The organism is Amycolatopsis acididurans, assembly GCF_012328925.1.
In the GTDB taxonomy this organism is placed as follows: domain Bacteria; phylum Actinomycetota; class Actinomycetes; order Mycobacteriales; family Pseudonocardiaceae; genus Amycolatopsis_E; species Amycolatopsis_E acididurans.
Window position 1 is genome coordinate 88,958 of sequence record NZ_JAAXLS010000014.1, and the last position, 14,514, is coordinate 103,471.

Annotated in this window: 19 protein-coding genes; 6 read left to right on the forward strand and 13 right to left on the reverse strand. The window is 67.8% G+C overall.

Annotated features, from left to right (window positions below):
• Window positions 1-66 precede the first annotated feature (66 nt).
• Window positions 67-1,014 (forward strand): LysR family transcriptional regulator, encoded by a 948-nt coding sequence (locus HFP15_RS20950; RefSeq protein ID WP_168518214.1) that lies wholly within the window; start codon window positions 67-69, stop codon window positions 1,012-1,014.
• Here HFP15_RS20950 and HFP15_RS20955 read toward each other — a convergent pair.
• Window positions 972-1,946: a GlxA family transcriptional regulator gene (locus HFP15_RS20955; RefSeq protein ID WP_168518216.1), complete on the reverse strand. Its 975-nt coding sequence runs from the start codon at window positions 1,944-1,946 to the stop codon at window positions 972-974. The genes HFP15_RS20950 and HFP15_RS20955 overlap by 43 nt on opposite strands.
• 70 nt (window positions 1,947-2,016) lie before the next feature.
• Here HFP15_RS20955 and HFP15_RS20960 point away from each other — a divergent pair, with 70 nt between their 5' ends.
• Both HFP15_RS20960 and HFP15_RS20965 read left to right on the forward strand, forming a co-directional pair.
• A complete protein-coding gene (locus HFP15_RS20960; RefSeq protein ID WP_168518219.1) occupies window positions 2,017-2,715 on the forward strand; it encodes an NAD(P)H-dependent oxidoreductase in 699 nt (232 codons plus the stop codon).
• A 103-nt stretch (window positions 2,716-2,818) separates the two neighbouring features.
• Window positions 2,819-3,358 carry a hypothetical protein gene (locus HFP15_RS20965; protein ID WP_168518221.1) on the forward strand — a complete coding sequence of 180 codons (540 nt, stop codon included), beginning with the start codon at window positions 2,819-2,821 and terminating at the stop codon, window positions 3,356-3,358.
• On the opposite strand, the gene sigJ is transcribed toward HFP15_RS20965, so the two are convergent.
• From sigJ to HFP15_RS20985, 4 genes are all read right to left on the reverse strand, one after another.
• Window positions 3,301-4,230, reverse strand: coding sequence for an RNA polymerase sigma factor SigJ (gene sigJ, locus HFP15_RS20970; protein ID WP_168518223.1), 930 nt, complete (start codon window positions 4,228-4,230; stop codon window positions 3,301-3,303). The genes HFP15_RS20965 and sigJ overlap by 58 nt on opposite strands.
• Window positions 4,231-4,271: 41 nt before the next feature.
• A complete protein-coding gene (locus tag HFP15_RS20975; protein ID WP_168518226.1) occupies window positions 4,272-4,796 on the reverse strand; it encodes a cupin domain-containing protein in 525 nt (174 codons plus the stop codon).
• 83 nt (window positions 4,797-4,879) lie between these two features.
• A complete protein-coding gene (locus tag HFP15_RS20980; RefSeq protein ID WP_168518228.1) occupies window positions 4,880-5,221 on the reverse strand; it encodes a DUF1801 domain-containing protein in 342 nt (113 codons plus the stop codon).
• A gap of 29 nt (window positions 5,222-5,250) precedes the next feature.
• Window positions 5,251-5,430: a hypothetical protein gene (locus HFP15_RS20985; protein WP_168518230.1), complete on the reverse strand. Its 180-nt coding sequence runs from the start codon at window positions 5,428-5,430 to the stop codon at window positions 5,251-5,253.
• 554 nt (window positions 5,431-5,984) lie between these two features.
• On the opposite strand from HFP15_RS20985, the gene HFP15_RS20990 reads away from it, so the two are divergent.
• Both HFP15_RS20990 and HFP15_RS20995 read left to right on the forward strand, forming a co-directional pair.
• A complete protein-coding gene (locus tag HFP15_RS20990; RefSeq protein WP_168518232.1) occupies window positions 5,985-6,314 on the forward strand; it encodes a hypothetical protein in 330 nt (109 codons plus the stop codon).
• A gap of 20 nt (window positions 6,315-6,334) precedes the next feature.
• Entirely contained in the window at window positions 6,335-6,583 is a 249-nt protein-coding gene (locus HFP15_RS20995) for a hypothetical protein (protein ID WP_168518234.1), read from the forward strand.
• Window positions 6,584-7,035: 452 nt separating this feature from the next.
• On the opposite strand, the gene HFP15_RS43900 is transcribed toward HFP15_RS20995, so the two are convergent.
• The 8 genes from HFP15_RS43900 to HFP15_RS21035 form a co-directional block, all read right to left on the reverse strand.
• Window positions 7,036-8,169 carry a tyrosine-type recombinase/integrase gene (locus HFP15_RS43900; RefSeq protein ID WP_168518236.1) on the reverse strand — a complete coding sequence of 378 codons (1,134 nt, stop codon included), beginning with the start codon at window positions 8,167-8,169 and terminating at the stop codon, window positions 7,036-7,038.
• Window positions 8,169-8,378 carry a helix-turn-helix domain-containing protein gene (locus HFP15_RS21005; RefSeq protein ID WP_168518239.1) on the reverse strand — a complete coding sequence of 70 codons (210 nt, stop codon included), beginning with the start codon at window positions 8,376-8,378 and terminating at the stop codon, window positions 8,169-8,171. Before HFP15_RS21005 ends, HFP15_RS43900 begins: the two co-directional genes overlap by 1 nt.
• Window positions 8,379-8,396: 18 nt before the next feature.
• A complete protein-coding gene (locus HFP15_RS21010; RefSeq protein ID WP_168518241.1) occupies window positions 8,397-10,001 on the reverse strand; it encodes a replication initiator in 1,605 nt (534 codons plus the stop codon).
• A complete protein-coding gene (locus HFP15_RS21015; protein WP_246271889.1) occupies window positions 9,998-10,402 on the reverse strand; it encodes a hypothetical protein in 405 nt (134 codons plus the stop codon). Before HFP15_RS21015 ends, HFP15_RS21010 begins: the two co-directional genes overlap by 4 nt.
• A complete protein-coding gene (locus HFP15_RS21020; RefSeq protein ID WP_168518243.1) occupies window positions 10,399-11,952 on the reverse strand; it encodes an FtsK/SpoIIIE domain-containing protein in 1,554 nt (517 codons plus the stop codon). The genes HFP15_RS21015 and HFP15_RS21020 overlap by 4 nt, the downstream gene beginning before the upstream one ends.
• Window positions 11,953-12,500: 548 nt before the next feature.
• Complete coding sequence (locus HFP15_RS21025) at window positions 12,501-12,764, reverse strand: winged helix-turn-helix domain-containing protein (RefSeq protein WP_168518245.1); 264 nt, start codon at window positions 12,762-12,764, stop codon at window positions 12,501-12,503.
• On the reverse strand, window positions 12,761-13,054 hold the full coding sequence (locus tag HFP15_RS21030) for a hypothetical protein (RefSeq protein WP_168518247.1): 294 nt from the start codon (window positions 13,052-13,054) through the stop codon (window positions 12,761-12,763). Before HFP15_RS21030 ends, HFP15_RS21025 begins: the two co-directional genes overlap by 4 nt.
• 17 nt (window positions 13,055-13,071) lie before the next feature.
• Window positions 13,072-13,533: a hypothetical protein gene (locus HFP15_RS21035; protein WP_168518249.1), complete on the reverse strand. Its 462-nt coding sequence runs from the start codon at window positions 13,531-13,533 to the stop codon at window positions 13,072-13,074.
• A gap of 146 nt (window positions 13,534-13,679) precedes the next feature.
• Between HFP15_RS21035 and HFP15_RS21040 the strand changes: the two genes are divergently transcribed.
• Window positions 13,680-14,510, forward strand: a complete 831-nt coding sequence (locus tag HFP15_RS21040; RefSeq protein ID WP_168518250.1) for a hypothetical protein — start codon at window positions 13,680-13,682, stop codon at window positions 14,508-14,510.
• The last annotated feature ends 4 nt before the right edge of the window (window positions 14,511-14,514 follow it).

Below are 14,514 nucleotides of genomic sequence, written 5' to 3' on the forward strand. Positions count from 1 at the left end.
CGGCCCGCCAACAACGGAACGAACGGCGTGTCACAACTTTCCGTTGTGCGAGTAGGTTCTTCCGTCGTGGATCTCGATGCGGTTCGGACCTTCGTCAACGTCGCCGGGACCGGTCAGTTCCAGGCCGCCGCCGACGATCTCGGCATCACGCAGCAGGCCGCCTCCAAACGCGTGGCCACCCTGCAGCGCGAACTCGGCGTTCAGCTCTTCGCGCGGTTCGCGCGGGGCGTGCGGCTCACCGTCGACGGGCAGGCGTTCCTGCCCCACGCGCGCGAACTGCTCCGCGTCGCCGACCGCGCCACCGCGGCCGTGACGCCGGGCCGCCGGGCGCTGCGGGTCGACGTCGTCAACCGCAGGATCGCACCCTCGAATCTCCTGCACGCCTTCTACCAGCGGAATCCGGATATCGAACTCGACGTCGTCACGCTGCCGGACGCCACCTCGGCGCTCGCCGAGATCGACGCCGGAACCCTCGACGCCACCTTCCGGTCCCTGCGCGATCGTGAGGTCCCGAACGGCGTGCGGTCGGCGCGGGTCATCGACGACCGGCACCAGCTCATGGTCGGCCCTCGCCATCCGCTGGCGGACGCGGCGAGCGTCACGCCCGCCGAACTCGCCGGCCACCCGATCTGGATGCCCGGCCCGTCCGACCCAGAGGTGGTGGGCTACTACCGCGATCTGGCGGACGCGTTCGGGCTCACCATCGACACGGTCGGGCCGGTCTTCGGCAACGAGACGATGCTGGCCGAGATCGCGGATTCGGTGCGGCTGTCCACTCTCGTCGGCGAAGGCTCGCGCTACCTCTGGCCGGAAAGCTACGACCTGCGCCGGATCCCGATCACCGGCCCCGCCCTGGTCTACCCGCTGCGCGTGGTCTGGCGTGCGGACAATCCTCATCCCGTGCTCGCGAGCTTCCTGGACTACCTGCGCGCGGGGTACTCGCCGGGCGACGGGTGGGTGCCGGACTGGGCTCAGCCTGCCGTCAGCGCGGGACCGCGGAAGGTCGCCCGGTAAGTCCGCGGCGAAACCCCCAGTGCCGCCTGCAGATGCTGGCGCAGCGACGCCGCCGTACCGAATCCGGCGTCTTCGGCGACCCGGTCCACCGGCAGATCCGTCTCCTCCAGCAACTGCCGTGCGCGCTCGAGCCGCCGCATCGTCAGCCACTGCACCGGCGAGATGCCCACCTCCTCGCGGAAACGGCGGGTGAAGGTGCGCACGCTCATGGATTCGCGCGCCGCGAGTTCGCGCAGCGTCAGCGGTTCGCCGAGGTGTTCCAGCGCCCACGCGCGGGCCTTCGCGGTGGACGAGATCCGCGGTTCGGGAACGGGACGCTGGATGAACTGGGCCTGCCCGCCTTCCCGGTGCGGCGCGACGATCGTGCCGCGGGCGACCTCGTTGGCGACCGCGGCGCCGTGGTCACGCCGGATCATGTGCAGGCACAGATCGATGCCCGCCGCGACACCGGCCGAGGTGAGCACGTCGCCGGAGTCGGTGTAGAGCACGTTCTCCTCGACCTCGACGCCGGGGTAGAGCTCGCGCAGGTCCGCGGCGGAGCGCCAGTGCGTGGTGGCGCGTTTCCCGTCGAGCAGACCGGCAGCGGCCAGCACGAACGCGCCGGTGCAGATCGAGGCGATCCGGGTGCCTGGCCGGATCCGGCCGAATGCCTCGGCCATCGCGCCCCGCAGCCGGCCGCCGGTCTGGGGCTCGTAGTCCTCGTCGGAAGAGAGCACCACGACCGTGTCCGCGGTGGCCAGCACCTCTGGTCCGTGCCTCACGCAGATGGTGAAGTCGGCGTCGGTGCGCACCTCGCCAGGAACGAGTGCGCAGGTCAGGACGTCATAAAGCGGGTTGCCCTCCGCCGAGCGGGCCTGTCCGAACAGCCGGTGCACGATGCCCAGCTCGATCGGCAGCACGCCGTCCCGGACAAGCGTGACGATGCGATGCATGGCCCGATTCTTTCACATGTTGTCCATCAGGCCACTCGATCTTGTGCGGCGGCGAACCGATCCTGGGGTCATGAAGGTGTTGTGGCTGTTCGCTCATCCGGAACCGGCATCGTTGAACGCGGCCCTGCGCGACGAGGGCCTGCGCGCCCTGCGCGAACTGGGGCACGAGTACGTGCAGTCCGATCTGTACGAGATGAAATGGGATCCGATCGTGCGCGAGATCGCGTCGTTCGACCCGGATGTCGTTGCTGAGCAAGAGAAAATAAGCTGGGCGGATACGTTGGTCGTGCAGTTTCCACTGTGGTGGTACGGCATGCCGGCGATTCTGAAGGGGTGGTTCGACCGGGTCTTCGTGAAGGGCTTCGGATACGGACTGAAGGACGAGAACGGCCGGGTTCTGCGGTACGGCGAGGGCATGCTGGCCGGTAAGCGCGCGATGATCGTCACGACGGCCGGAGGACGCGCGTCCAGCCTCGGCCCGCGCGGCGTGAACGGGAACCTGGAACAGCTGCTGTTTCCGTTGCAGCACGGGACTTTCTGGTACACCGGCATGGCCGCGCTGCCGCCGTTCGTCGTGTACAGCGCCGACCGGACCGATGCGGCCGAGTTCACCGCGGCGGCGTCGGGGCTGCGGGAGCGGCTCGCCAGATTGGAGACGACGGAGCCGATCCCGTACCGTGCGCAGAACGGCGGGGACTACGACTCCGATCTTGTGCTGTTACCCCATTTGGCGGCCGGGCGTACTGATTTGGATGTACACCAGAGGTGAGCCTTTATCGATTCACGGGCACCGCGGCGTTTTTCCCCGCCCGCCGCGGTGCATCCGGTTCCCTGTTCCGGGGGGCCGGTTCCGAGAATCGAGGAGACCCTTCATGTCCCCGTCGACGGCAATTCTGATCGTGGTGATCGCGGCCGTGGTGCTGATCGCCGCGGCGCTGGTGGTGCGGTATCAGCGGCACCGTCACCTGCGCGAGCGGTTCGGCCCGGAGTACGACCGTGCCGTGCAGGACAACTCGAGCCGGTTGAAGGCGGAGCGTGAACTGGCCGAACGCGAGCGCAGGCACGACAAGCTGAACATCCGCCCGCTTTCGGAAGACGCTCGGGAGCACTATCTGCGGCAGTGGTCGCTGATCCAGCAGCGGTTCGTGGACCACCCCGGCGAGGCGATGAGCGACGCGGACCGGGTGCTGACGAACCTGATGGCCGAGCGCGGCTACCCGACCGAGGGCTATGAGCAGCAGCTCGCGGACCTGTCGGTCGAGCACGCCCGGACGCTGGAGCACTACCGCACCGCCCGCGAGACGCTGCACGGGTCCACTTCGGACACAGAGGCGTACCGGCAGGCACTGGTGAACTACCGCGCCGTGTTCGAGGACCTGCTCGGCACCGAGCGTGCGGAGTGGAGGAGCTGACGTGACCGCCTGACCAGGTGCGCGAGCTTGTCGGGATTGAGGATCGCGCGGACCCCGCCGATGCGCTCGCCGTGCACCTCGGGCACGAGCACCGCGGTCAGCGCCTCGCCCTCCCACACGAAGATCGAAGGGGCGCCGTTGACCTCGGCCATCGTGAAGGTGGCGGCCTGGCCCCGTGCCGTTGACGCGAGGCCGGCGAGGTAGCGCGCGACGTCGCCGCGGCCGGCGATCGGGCGTGCGGCCGCCGAAACCTTGCCACCGCCGTCGGCCCATACGGTCACGTCGTCGGTCAGCACCCGCTCCAGCCCGGCGACGTCACCGTCCACACTGGCCGCCAGGAACCGCTCCACCAGCTTCGCGCTCTGCTCGGGTGAGGTCGTGAACCGGCGGCGCGGGTCACCGACGCGGGCCCGCGCCCGGTGGTAGAGCTGGCGGGCGTGGGCCTCGTCGATCCGCAGTATGTCGGCGATTTCGCGGTGGGTGTAGTCGAAAGCCGTGCGCAACACGAACGCCGCCCGTTCCGGTGGTGACAGTTTTTCCAGCAGGACAAGGAATCCGAGCGACAGCGTGTCCTTCTGCGCCGCCATGTCCTGCGGGTCGTGCGCGTCGTCGGTGAGCAGCGGCTCGGGCAGCCACGGACCCACGTACCGCTCACGCCGCGCACGGGCTGACGTGAGGCGGCTCAAGCACAGGTTCGTGACGACCGTCGTCAGCCAGGCGGCCGGTGTGGCCACATCGTGGGCGGTGCGCCAGCGCAGATAGGCGTCCTGGACGATGTCCTCCGCCTCGGACAGTTCGCCCAGCATCCGGTAGGCCAGCCCGAGCAGTCGCGCCCGGTGGGTCTGGAACTCCGCGAGGCCCCGTTCGTCCACGATCCCGATTGTCCGCCACGCGGCGGCCGTCGTTCCCGTGCTCAGCGGAAAACCCCGTCCAGCGGGACGTATTCGGCGCGTTCACCTTCCCTGACCGCGAGCTCGTGGCGCCACGCCGCGTTCTCCACGAACCAGTTGTCGAACCGCTCCGCGGTCTCCAGGATCTCCCCTGGGCTCGCGAGACCGCGCCGGATGCGGTCGCCGAGCCGGAAGTAGTCGAACCGGTTGTTGCCGGGTGCCTTGACGATCAACACGTCCGCGCCGACGCCCATCGGGGTGCCCCACGCGTGCTGCGTGAGCGGCGGCACCAGCAGGTAGTCGCCCTTCTCGATGGTCACGACCTCGTCGTCGAGCAGCACGCGCAACGCGCCGTCGAGCAGGTAGAACATCTCGGGCGACTGCTTGTGGTAGTGCGGCGGCGGGCCGTCCACGCCCTCGCCAAGGACGGTCCGGACGACGTTCATCACACCGTCGGTCTGGTCGGCATCAGCGATCAACCAGGTGAAGTTGGGCGCCGCCCCGAGCTCCTCGTGATCGGCTCGGCGCGAGATGATCGGCTTGTCCATGGTGCTTCTCCTTTGCCGGTGAGCACCCGACTGACCGATCAGCGCCGCTGAACGTGACAGCGTCCAGTGTGACGCGGAACACGTCACGACTCGTTGAGCGCGACCGCCTCACGCACCAGTGCGAGGAAGGCGTCCTCGTCGAGGTCGTCGCCGTCGCGAATGTCGATGGCGCGCCGCTTGCCGGCGTCCAGGCTCGCGTTGAACAGCCCACCGGGGTCGGCAAGCGAGGCGCCCCTGGCGAAGGTGATCTTCACCTTGTCCTTGTAGGTCTCAACCGTGCAGATCAGACCCGAGTGCGAAAACGTGGGCACGCCGTCCGGATTCGATGCCTTGCGCCACTTCGCCTCCTCGGCAACGCCGGGCTCGGCCTTGACGATGAGCGCACGCACGCGGTCGACGGTCTCCGCTCGCCAGTCAGCTGTCATGAGGTAGACGGTATAGACATCGTCGCGTCTCAGCCTTCGAGGGCGCCGGCCCAGCGCCAGTCACCCTCGGGCCCCAGGTACTCGACGCGCTGCACGTCGTCGTCGAGCTCGTCCTCGTCGCGCGCCCACGCCAGCGCGGCGGCATGGTCGGGAAAGTCACGCTCGTCCATCACGTCGCCCATGCCGTCGAGGAACCGATATCGCGCCATGCCCCACCGTAGCCGGGCAAGGCCCCGACCTGCAGCAGGCCCCAGACATGAAGAGAACCGCCCTATCTCGGCGCCATCTTTCAGTCTGTCCACCGGCCGCCCTCGACCAGAAGTCGTAACAGGCTGTACTCCTGAAGGCACGCTGGCCGGTTTCGCCGCCGTGGGACTGGCCGGCGGTCCAGTGACCCTGGCGGCGGTCGGCGTCGGCGTGGCCACTTCTTCTCCTCGATCTTCTAGCGCGAAGGTTAACCAGCCATGACTACCTCCGGATTGCCGCCGCAACCAGACGTCGAGACCGGACAACCACGCCCGCCACATGCACCGACGAATTTCGCGGCAAACGAGACTACGCCCACGGACCGGCCCCCGAGAAAGCATCCGCCCAGCCCAGACGAAGCAGGACCACTGTTGGAATGGCGGCAAGACACCGGACGTGGCGCACTGCAGTCGGGCATCATCGCCGCCGTCATCGTCCTGTCGTACCCACGTTGGAGACACAAGGATTCTCCTGGGCTGCCACACCGTATTGGTGGCCATTCATCGCACTCGCCGGCGTGCTGATCTGGCTCATCACGCGCGGTGGGTGGTTAGCGGCCGGTGCACGCTGGGTGCAGAACAAGGTCAAGTGGGTCAACACCTACAGCCTGACGGTCGTCGACGTGCAAGCCAGCGGCGTCAACATGCTGTTGCGACTACGGGACTCAAGCGGCCGCGACATCGGATCGCTCAAGCTCAAGGACGTACAGCGCAACCAAGAACTACGGGATCTCGTCTACAACGGGATCCTGCACTCGGTTGCCACAGGCACCGCCAACCCGCCACAGAAGACGCGCACGATCCTCAAACTCCCCGGAGGCCAGGGGCTCCACCGAGATGGTAGCTAGCTGTCGGCAACCCGAAACGGGTGGAGCAACGAGTGCTGGCCGCGCGGCGACGCCGCTGTCGCGGCGCGGTTGCGCTCGCCTGCGAACTCGGTCTCAGCCCCTCGACGGTCGGACGGATCCTGGCCCGCCACGGCGTGCCGCACCTGGCCGCGATCGATGACCACACCCGCCTGGCCTACAGCGAGGTCCTCGCCGACGAGAAGGACCACACCTGCACCGCGCGCTGGCCTGACTCGCCGCCCGCAACATCCGTTCGCGGCCCGTCCTGACCGACGACATCCTGGTCTACCGACGCGGCACCGACTGGGACTGGGTCTGCACGGCCTGGGGCCTCAAACGCCGCTTCAACCCGGCTGCCCCTGGACCACCAACACAACCCCCGCCGCCGCGACCTTGACCGATTCGTCCACCACTACAACACTCGATGCGGCCACGCCACCCTCGCGGGCCGACCACCGATCAGCCCGACTCGCCGCCCGACAACCACCTGTCGAGCGCGACACCTAGTCCGCCAGTATCTCGCGCTCAAGGCCAACTGAGACCCAAACTGAGCACCCCCAGACGCGAAACGGCCCTCACGGAGGGACCGTGAGGGCCGTTTGCGCTGGTAGTGGAAGTGGCCAGGGCCGGGGTCGAACCGGCGACCTTCCGCTTTTCAGGCGCAGACGTTTTAGCAGGTCACGGGGGTTACACGGGCCGGTCATGCAACCCCCGTGCAACATCAGTGCTTCACGATGATGGTCTTGGGCAGCTTGATCGCGTCGCCACGTTCGGCCAACTTGCTCAGCTCCCCCGCCAGCTCCTTGTCCCTCCCCTCGACGGCGTGGAGGTAGCGCAACGCCGCAGCCGCCGACGAGTGCCCGAGCCGTTTCTTGAGGTCGGCCAGCGTCGCGCCGGTACTCGCGGCCAAGGTCTGGCCCGTGTGCCTCAAGTCGTGGAAGGACACCTCCACCCCGATCCGCTTCCGAGCACGGACGAACGCCTGGTAAACCGCATTGCCGCGCATCGGTTGACCGTCTCGGCCGACGAAGAATCGCTCCGCTCCCGCCCACTCCGCCATGTGCTCGACCAAGAACAGCTTGAGGTGCGGCGGGAACGCGATCTCCCGCCGACCGGCGTCCGTCTTCGGGTCCTTGTCGTACTTCTTCGGACTCTCCAGCAGCTCCACGCGGTTCTTGCGCACCGTGATCATGCCGCCGACCAGGTCCACGTCTTCGGTTCGCAGGCCACAGACTTCCCCGCGACGCAGCCCGCACCAGGCCGCCAGGAGCACCGCCGCCCGATACCGAGGAGTGATCGCCTCGACCAGCTCAGCAACCTGGGCAGGCGTGGCGATGCCCCGTTCCTTGGCCTTGTCGGACCCTGCGCCCGGAATCTGGCACGGGTTGACCTGGATCGCACCGTCCCGCTTGGCCTGGTTCATCACGGCCCGAAGGAACCGGTACGACTGGGCGATAGAGGTCTTCCCGCCGTCGCCAGCAAGGGCCTTGCCATACCAGCTCCGCACGACCGGAGGCGTGATCCCGATCAGAGGCAGGTCGAGCAGATCCGTCATGTGCAGCCGCATGTTCCGCCGACAGGTTTCCTCCCAGCGCTCCCCAACCTCCGGGTTGTCGCGAAGGTAGGCATCGGCGTAGTTGCCGAACGTCTCACGGCCGAGCTTGTCATCCAGCCACGCGCCGCGACTGATGTCGGCCTCGACCCCGACGAGCCACCGGTCAGCGTCGGTCTTGGTGCGGAATGTGTCCGGCGCGTACTGCCGCCTGCCGTTCGGCCCGATGAACGAGGCTTGCCAACGACCGGAGGGCAGCTTCCGCACGTTGCCGAAACGACGGCGAGCGGGCTTCTTCGCCACTACGCAGCCCTCCCACCAGACCAGCGAACCTCGATCGGCTCGATCCGACCGGCTTCCACGAAGGCTTCCAGGTCGTCCACGGCAAGCCGGACGTGCACGCCGACCTTGTGGAAGGCGATGCGCCGTTCGGCGATGAGCCGACGAATGAACCGCACCCCGGTGTTGAGGTAGGACGCGGCTTCTTCGACAGTCAGGTACTTGGTTTCCAAGGTCTTCTCCCCCTCTGATCAGGCCGCTTGCGGAGTTGCCGAAGTTTCTGGCCGCCCTGGTGGCCCTGCCGCGAGTAGTGCCCGGTCGTATTCGGCCTTCCAGGTGATCCGTTCGGCGATGGCGTGCATGAGCAGGTGTGCCCTCGGTGGTGCGTCCCGGTCTCCGGGAGCGACTTTGCGCCAGATCAGCCGCGAGGTGTCCTGCTCGGGCTTCTCGATCCCGACCGCCGCCAGCATTTCCCGGACGAAGGTCTTGCGGTCGGCCTTGTGGTCGGCCAGGGACTTGCTGGACCACTTGCGGGAGACGAGCACCCGCCGCCCGGGCAGGCCGAGCGTGGTCCGCCGATGCGCACGGCCTTTGCAGTGACCCGGCGTGGTTTTCACGGACGCACCGAGGGGTTGAATCCCGTACAGCAGCCACACCGGGCACCGGGGCGAGCACGGGGTGAGGGCCAGCTCGGCGTGGAGCCGCTCGTGGTGGTCCCGCTGCCGCGCCGACGAGGCCTCGACCACTTCCCCGGTGGACTTGGTGAGGTACTTGGTCAGATACCCGATGTGCCGCCCGGCCTCCTCACTTCCGCCGAGGATGCCCTTGGAGTGCACTTGCCGTCCGAAGGTCACGACGTGCGCCGGTTGTTCCACCGCGTCCACGGCTTCTTCCCACGATGTCAACGGTTCCCGCGTGTCCGGGTCCACAAAGGACCGGGTGCGCATGTCCCACACGGGTAAGTGGGTCCCGCCGTAGACGGGCTGGTCGTGGTTGGGCCACCAGACCTGGTGGTAGGTGGCTTCGGTGACCTGCCGGATCACCTCATGGGGCACCGATCCGCGCAACGCGGTGTGCAGGTGCGGGGCCGCGCGTTTCTGGGGTTCGACGGTGGCGAAGTACTGGACATCCCACCCGACGACGCGGCGCAGGTTCTGCCACCACCGATCCACCAGAGCCGAGAAGTGCACGGCATCCCGCGCGGCCCTGCGGTAGTCGTACTCGGCCGGATTGACGGGTGTGCCGTCGTCGCGGACGCGGCCGTAGGTGTCGCAGGTCAGGGTGACGAACATCGAGGGCCGGAACTTGCCCGCGAACTCCCGCCCGAGGGTGGTCTTGGCGACCTTGCGGCGGGGCAGGTTGGGTGCGTCCTGCCGTCGCTTCGTGGACCGTTTGACGGGGGTCTTGCCAGGCAGGTCGGGCGAGGGCAGTCGGCCGCGCATCCCGAGTTGCCGAAGTTCCTCATCGACCCCGCGGATCTCCTCGCGCAGCTCATCGGCCTGCCCCTCTTCCCCGGTCTCGACCGCGTGCCGGTAGCCCTGCACGAGGTCCGCGCGGAAGGCCATCAACTCCTTCTGATCCTCCGACGACGGTTCCGGCGTGAAGTCGGGTTCCTCGGTGAGGTGCCAGCCTTCCCGGCATTGCGCCATCCGCAGCGCCTTGGCCTTCTTCGCACACGGCGCGCACACACTCTCCACAGTGGAGCCGCACGGGACGGCCACGTAGCGCAGTTCTCCGGTGTCGGGGTCGCCGACCTCCATCGTGAACGGCCGCACGCACACTCCGTGCTTCTCCGCCGTGGCCTTCATGACCTCGCCGGAGAGCGGCAGCCGCATCCGTTCTGCTCGGGTAGTCATGCCGCCACCTCCGTTTCCTGGGCGAGCAGATCCCGCAGGGTGTACAGCTCGTCGATAGACACGCCTTCGGAGGCGTCGACCGCGAGCGGGACGAGTCCTGCGCAATGGTGGAATCCGATGCCGCCGTAGACGTGGAATCGCACGCCCTGGGCACGGCCCTCCACGGTGAGGTGGAGTGAGCCGTGGTCGGTGCGCCACCACGAGGCCGTGACCGATTCGAGGGTGTAGGCCCACACGAGCAGTTCCGACAGATGCATCACTGCCGCCGTGGCAGCGACCTGTACGTCAACCTCCCCATCGGCAGGCCGCAGCGAGACCATGCACGGGTCGGGCAACGGGTGGGCACGCAGGTGCGCCCAGAACGCCGAGGCCAGCCGCTCCAACTGGGTGTGCAGACTCATGCCGCCACCTCGCCTTCGGCCGCCGGACGTTCCGGCAGGACGACGACGTTGGGGTTGGACACGTAGGTTTCCAGCGCCTTGACGGTCTCGTCCGGCACCCACCCGGCCCGCACCCGAAGCGGTTCGCGCAGGCCCTCGCCCCAGACGTAGCCGACACCGGCCGCGGATTCCTCGATCCGGTTGGCCCACGCCCCGCGTTCGTAGGCCTGATCGCCGAGGACCATGCCGACGTGGGACTTGGCGGTAACGCGCAGGCAGATTCGGCGCGGGAACAGTTCCCGGACCGGCACGGTCTCCTTGGTGGGTTCCTGCACGTAGCCGCGCACGGTGAATCCGAGCGCGCGTCCCTGGGTGGTCAGCAGCGCGACCTTTTCCACGATCGCTTCGCGGGTCTTGCGGTCGCAGTACTTCGTCAGCGCCCCGATCTCATCGAATTCCAGTAGTTCCAGCGGGTTCTCGCGCGTGACGGGCACGGTGCGGACCCGGCCGGCGAACTCGCCCTTGCGCGCGTCCATCGCGGCCACCAGGTCGTCCAGCAATGCCACTGCGTCCTTCGGCGTGACGGCATAGCGGTGGAAGATCCCGCGCCCGTAGGCGAGTTCCATGCCCTTGGGGTCAATCCCGGACACCCGCACCAGCCCGTCCCGGATCGCCGGGGCGATGGCGACCAGCGGGCACCACATGACCGAGTTCTTGCCCGCACCCGAGGCACCTGCGGTCAGGGTGTGGCTGCCCGACCCGTGCAGCGGAATCCGCCAGTCCTGCCCGTATTCGGTGCGCCCGGCCCACACCCGCCGCAGATCAACCGCGCCCTCGTCCAGCTCCGGGCACGGAATCGGGTGAGCGAGCAGGTCACGGCGCTGGAAGTCGATCGACACCACGTTCGGTGCGACCTCCCGCACCTGACACCGTGCGACCTTGCGTGCCGACGCCAGCGCCCGCGCGGCCTCGTCGTAGTCCTCGGGTTTCTGACCGGGCACGAGTTCCACCCGCACCTCATCCCACGACGGCCCGGACTTCACGTGCTTGACCTTGGGCAGCCTCACACCGGGTTGTTGCCGGTCGCGGCTGATCTTCTTCCGGCCGACCAGCGTCACCGTGAGATCGACCGGGATGGTGTCGTCCTTGACGCTGAGCCCGCAAGCGTGCAGCCAGCCGGGAAGCTTGGGCACGTAGATGGCCCACTTCTGCCACCACGTGCGCAGCACTCGCCCGGCCCACTGGTCGAAGGACACGAGATCGATCAGCCGCCACACGCCGAGGACCGCCGCCACGGTCGAGGTGGTGAGCAGGAGCGAGAGCCAGCCCCACCAGTGCAGCCACGCCGCCACCGCCAGCACGGTGAGCGCGGTCCGGGGATGGGTGACGATCTCCTTGACGATCCAGCCCAGGCCCTTGAGCAGCCACCACAGGGCGATGAACACCACGGCCGCGGCCGCTAAGGCTTCCGCGATCGAGGCCAGGGCACGGCCGAGCTTGTGCAGCACCCACACCACGACCGCCAGCCCGACGCCGCCGAGGAAGAGGACGCCGAAGGTGTGCGCGTTCATCAGCGACCACCCCCGCTCGTCGGCAGGGTGATCGGAAGGTCGAGCCGCCCGGCGCACGCGGCGCACGTGCTGTCGCCGGGTGCCAGACGGGCGAATTTCTTGCATGCGGCGCACCGCGTCCGGGTGCGCTCCGTTGACACGCGTTGGTTCGCGTTGTCTATGGTTGCCACTTGTCTACTCCCACGGGGTGGACAGCGCAGGAGCGGATCATGGTTGGTAGCCCGGATTCCGCTTCTGCGCCTTACATTTCTGCGTTTGCCCGCACGAGGACGTGCTTCACCGCCACACGTTCCCGCGTGCGTTTCTGTCTACTGTGGATTCGGAGTTAGAGGTTTTCGAACGGGCGCACAGAACACGCCCGGCACACATGGACTTTGTCGCGGATCAGCCGATGTTGCCGACCGCACAGCAAGCACCGTCGCCGCACCAGCCACCGACGCCGATAAGACCCTGATCTGGCGGTCACCGCAATCACCTCCCCTCGCAACGTCGAGGTGGAGCGCAGGGACGGGCAGGCCGCAACTCCCGCATCCGCCCCCGCGCTGGACTCACTCACTCGCCGTGTCGGGGCGCCGTCCGGTGACGTAGGTTCCCTTGGCAGGAACCGTGATCACCAAGCCCGCCTCGCGCAGGAGTTGCGTCGCATGCCGCGCGGTGCCCAGCGATACGCCGTACTGTTCGGCCAGTTGCTGTTCACTGGGCAGCCGCGTGTTCGCCTGGAACTCGCCCGCCTCGATCCGCCCCGCGAGATGACGAGCCAACTCGTCATAGACGTAGCGGGCCGGGTCCGGATCGAAACACGCCGCGCTCATGACGCTGCCACCTTCCGGGCCCGCGCGAGGTACGGCAGCGTCACGCGGATGGCATTCCGCGTAGCCAGTGCCGCCGCATCCACACAGACCCGTAGGTCTTCGAGTTCCTCGATCTCGATCGAGGCGTCGGTAACGAGATCGTCCCGGCCCACCTCGGCTACCGCCCGCTCCACGTCGTTGAGCGTCGAAACCGCATCATCGAGCAGCTCATACAGTCGCGATGCGCGCTCGACCTGAAGCGCGACGTGCACCGTGCTGTCACTCTCGACCAGCAACCGCACGTTCTCCATCACCCTCACCGCCCCTGTCATGCGGCCTTGGCCGAGGGCTGCTCGCCAGCCCCAGCCGACTTCGCCGAACGACCACCGGTATTCGCAGCCGCCTTGAACCCCGTCGCGCGATAGACGTAGGACTGGTACTTGAACTCCCCGTTCCCAGCCACACGCGGCTCTGCCGTCAGCCCTTCCAGCTCGATCGGCCGCATCCCCGGCAGCGCCTCACTGGTCGTGGGCACCGGTTGCACATCCGCCAGAAACGTCACCTCGAACGAAGCCCGCTTCGCATTCGGCTCCGACGGGTCGGTCACGTTGACCTTCCACTGCCGCTTACCCGTGCTCTCGTCCACGCGCTGCCGAGCCGGACGACCCGCCGCCCGATCCTCACGCGACTGATACTCGTTGTCCGGCGCCACCTCGCCGACCATCACCAGGCCCTGCGGAAACGCCTCATCAAACTCCACCGGAAACCGATGTCCCCTACTGATCGCCACTTGGTTCTCCCTCACGTTGTGCCCCACCTGGGCCGTTTAGCCCCCTAAACACCTGCGGCATGCCGCTCCCTGTCGTGTCTAGGGGGTGTAAACACGACTGTAGGCGAGCGTGGAGTGGATCGTCAAGGGGGTCTAAACTACGTGTCGTGAGCGATGTGGAGGACTTCGACGCTGTACGGCGCGACCCCGACCCGATCAGGCGGGGTAAGCGCGCTACGGCCCTGCTCACGACGTATCAGCAACGTGCCGCCGAGCTGGCGCGCCTGCGCAAGGCAGCGATTGAACAAGCTCATCGTGAGCTGGGTATGAGTTATACCGAGATTGCCGGTGCGCTGGGCATCACCAAGGGCCGGATCACGCAGATCAGGAGTACCGCGCCGGTTGCCGAGCGCGCGTTTTTCGGCGTCGGCCCGGTCAGTGTCGGCGTGCCGTACCGGTACCAGACCACTGACCGCGAGCGCCCGCTGATCGCAGCGGAGGACGCCGAGACCGGCGACCAGCTCGAAGCCCTGCTCGCAGCCCTGTCGCTGGCATCCTCGCGGTTTCAGATCGAACCGGACCGCACTGATCCGCCGACCGGTGACGTGATCGTGGTGTGCGGCCCGAAGTCCGCACCCTTGGGCGCCGACCTCATGGCCAAGGACCCCGTGCTGGGCATGGTCGAGGACGAGGGCCGCTGGTGGATCGAGCACCGTACCGACGGCACCCGCTTCGGCTCACCCGCCGACGACCTGCAGCAGCCGCAGCCCGCCGACGTGGCGTATGTGGCGCGGCACATGATCGATGACCGTGTGATCGTGCACATCGCGGGTATCCACGGCATCGGATCACTCGGCGCGACGCACTACCTCCGGGCGCATCTCGCCGAAGTGTTCCGGCAGGTCGGGCCCCAGCCCCTGTCGCTGGTCGTGCGAGCGACCTACGACGGGCTGGCGATCACCGGCAGCGAACTTGCAGCAGGCCCCTACGTTTGGTGAACAC

Excerpts from the sequence above, each read along its gene's own strand:
- HFP15_RS20965 (WP_168518221.1), top strand. The coding sequence starts at position 2,819 with ATGTCCCCGTCGACGGCAATTCTGATCGTGGTGATCGCGGCCGTGGTG.
- HFP15_RS20955 (WP_168518216.1), bottom strand. The coding sequence starts at position 1,946 with ATGCATCGCATCGTCACGCTTGTCCGGGACGGCGTGCTGCCGATCGAG.
- HFP15_RS21010 (WP_168518241.1), bottom strand. The coding sequence starts at position 10,001 with ATGACTACCCGAGCAGAACGGATGCGGCTGCCGCTCTCCGGCGAGGTC.
- HFP15_RS20975 (WP_168518226.1), bottom strand. The coding sequence starts at position 4,796 with ATGGACAAGCCGATCATCTCGCGCCGAGCCGATCACGAGGAGCTCGGG.
- HFP15_RS21020 (WP_168518243.1), bottom strand. The coding sequence starts at position 11,952 with ATGAACGCGCACACCTTCGGCGTCCTCTTCCTCGGCGGCGTCGGGCTG.
- HFP15_RS20960 (WP_168518219.1), top strand. The coding sequence starts at position 2,017 with ATGAAGGTGTTGTGGCTGTTCGCTCATCCGGAACCGGCATCGTTGAAC.
- HFP15_RS20980 (WP_168518228.1), bottom strand. The coding sequence starts at position 5,221 with ATGACAGCTGACTGGCGAGCGGAGACCGTCGACCGCGTGCGTGCGCTC.
- HFP15_RS21015 (WP_246271889.1), bottom strand. The coding sequence starts at position 10,402 with ATGAGTCTGCACACCCAGTTGGAGCGGCTGGCCTCGGCGTTCTGGGCG.
- HFP15_RS21030 (WP_168518247.1), bottom strand. The coding sequence starts at position 13,054 with ATGGAGAACGTGCGGTTGCTGGTCGAGAGTGACAGCACGGTGCACGTC.
- HFP15_RS21025 (WP_168518245.1), bottom strand. The coding sequence starts at position 12,764 with ATGAGCGCGGCGTGTTTCGATCCGGACCCGGCCCGCTACGTCTATGAC.
- HFP15_RS20985 (WP_168518230.1), bottom strand. The coding sequence starts at position 5,430 with ATGGCGCGATATCGGTTCCTCGACGGCATGGGCGACGTGATGGACGAG.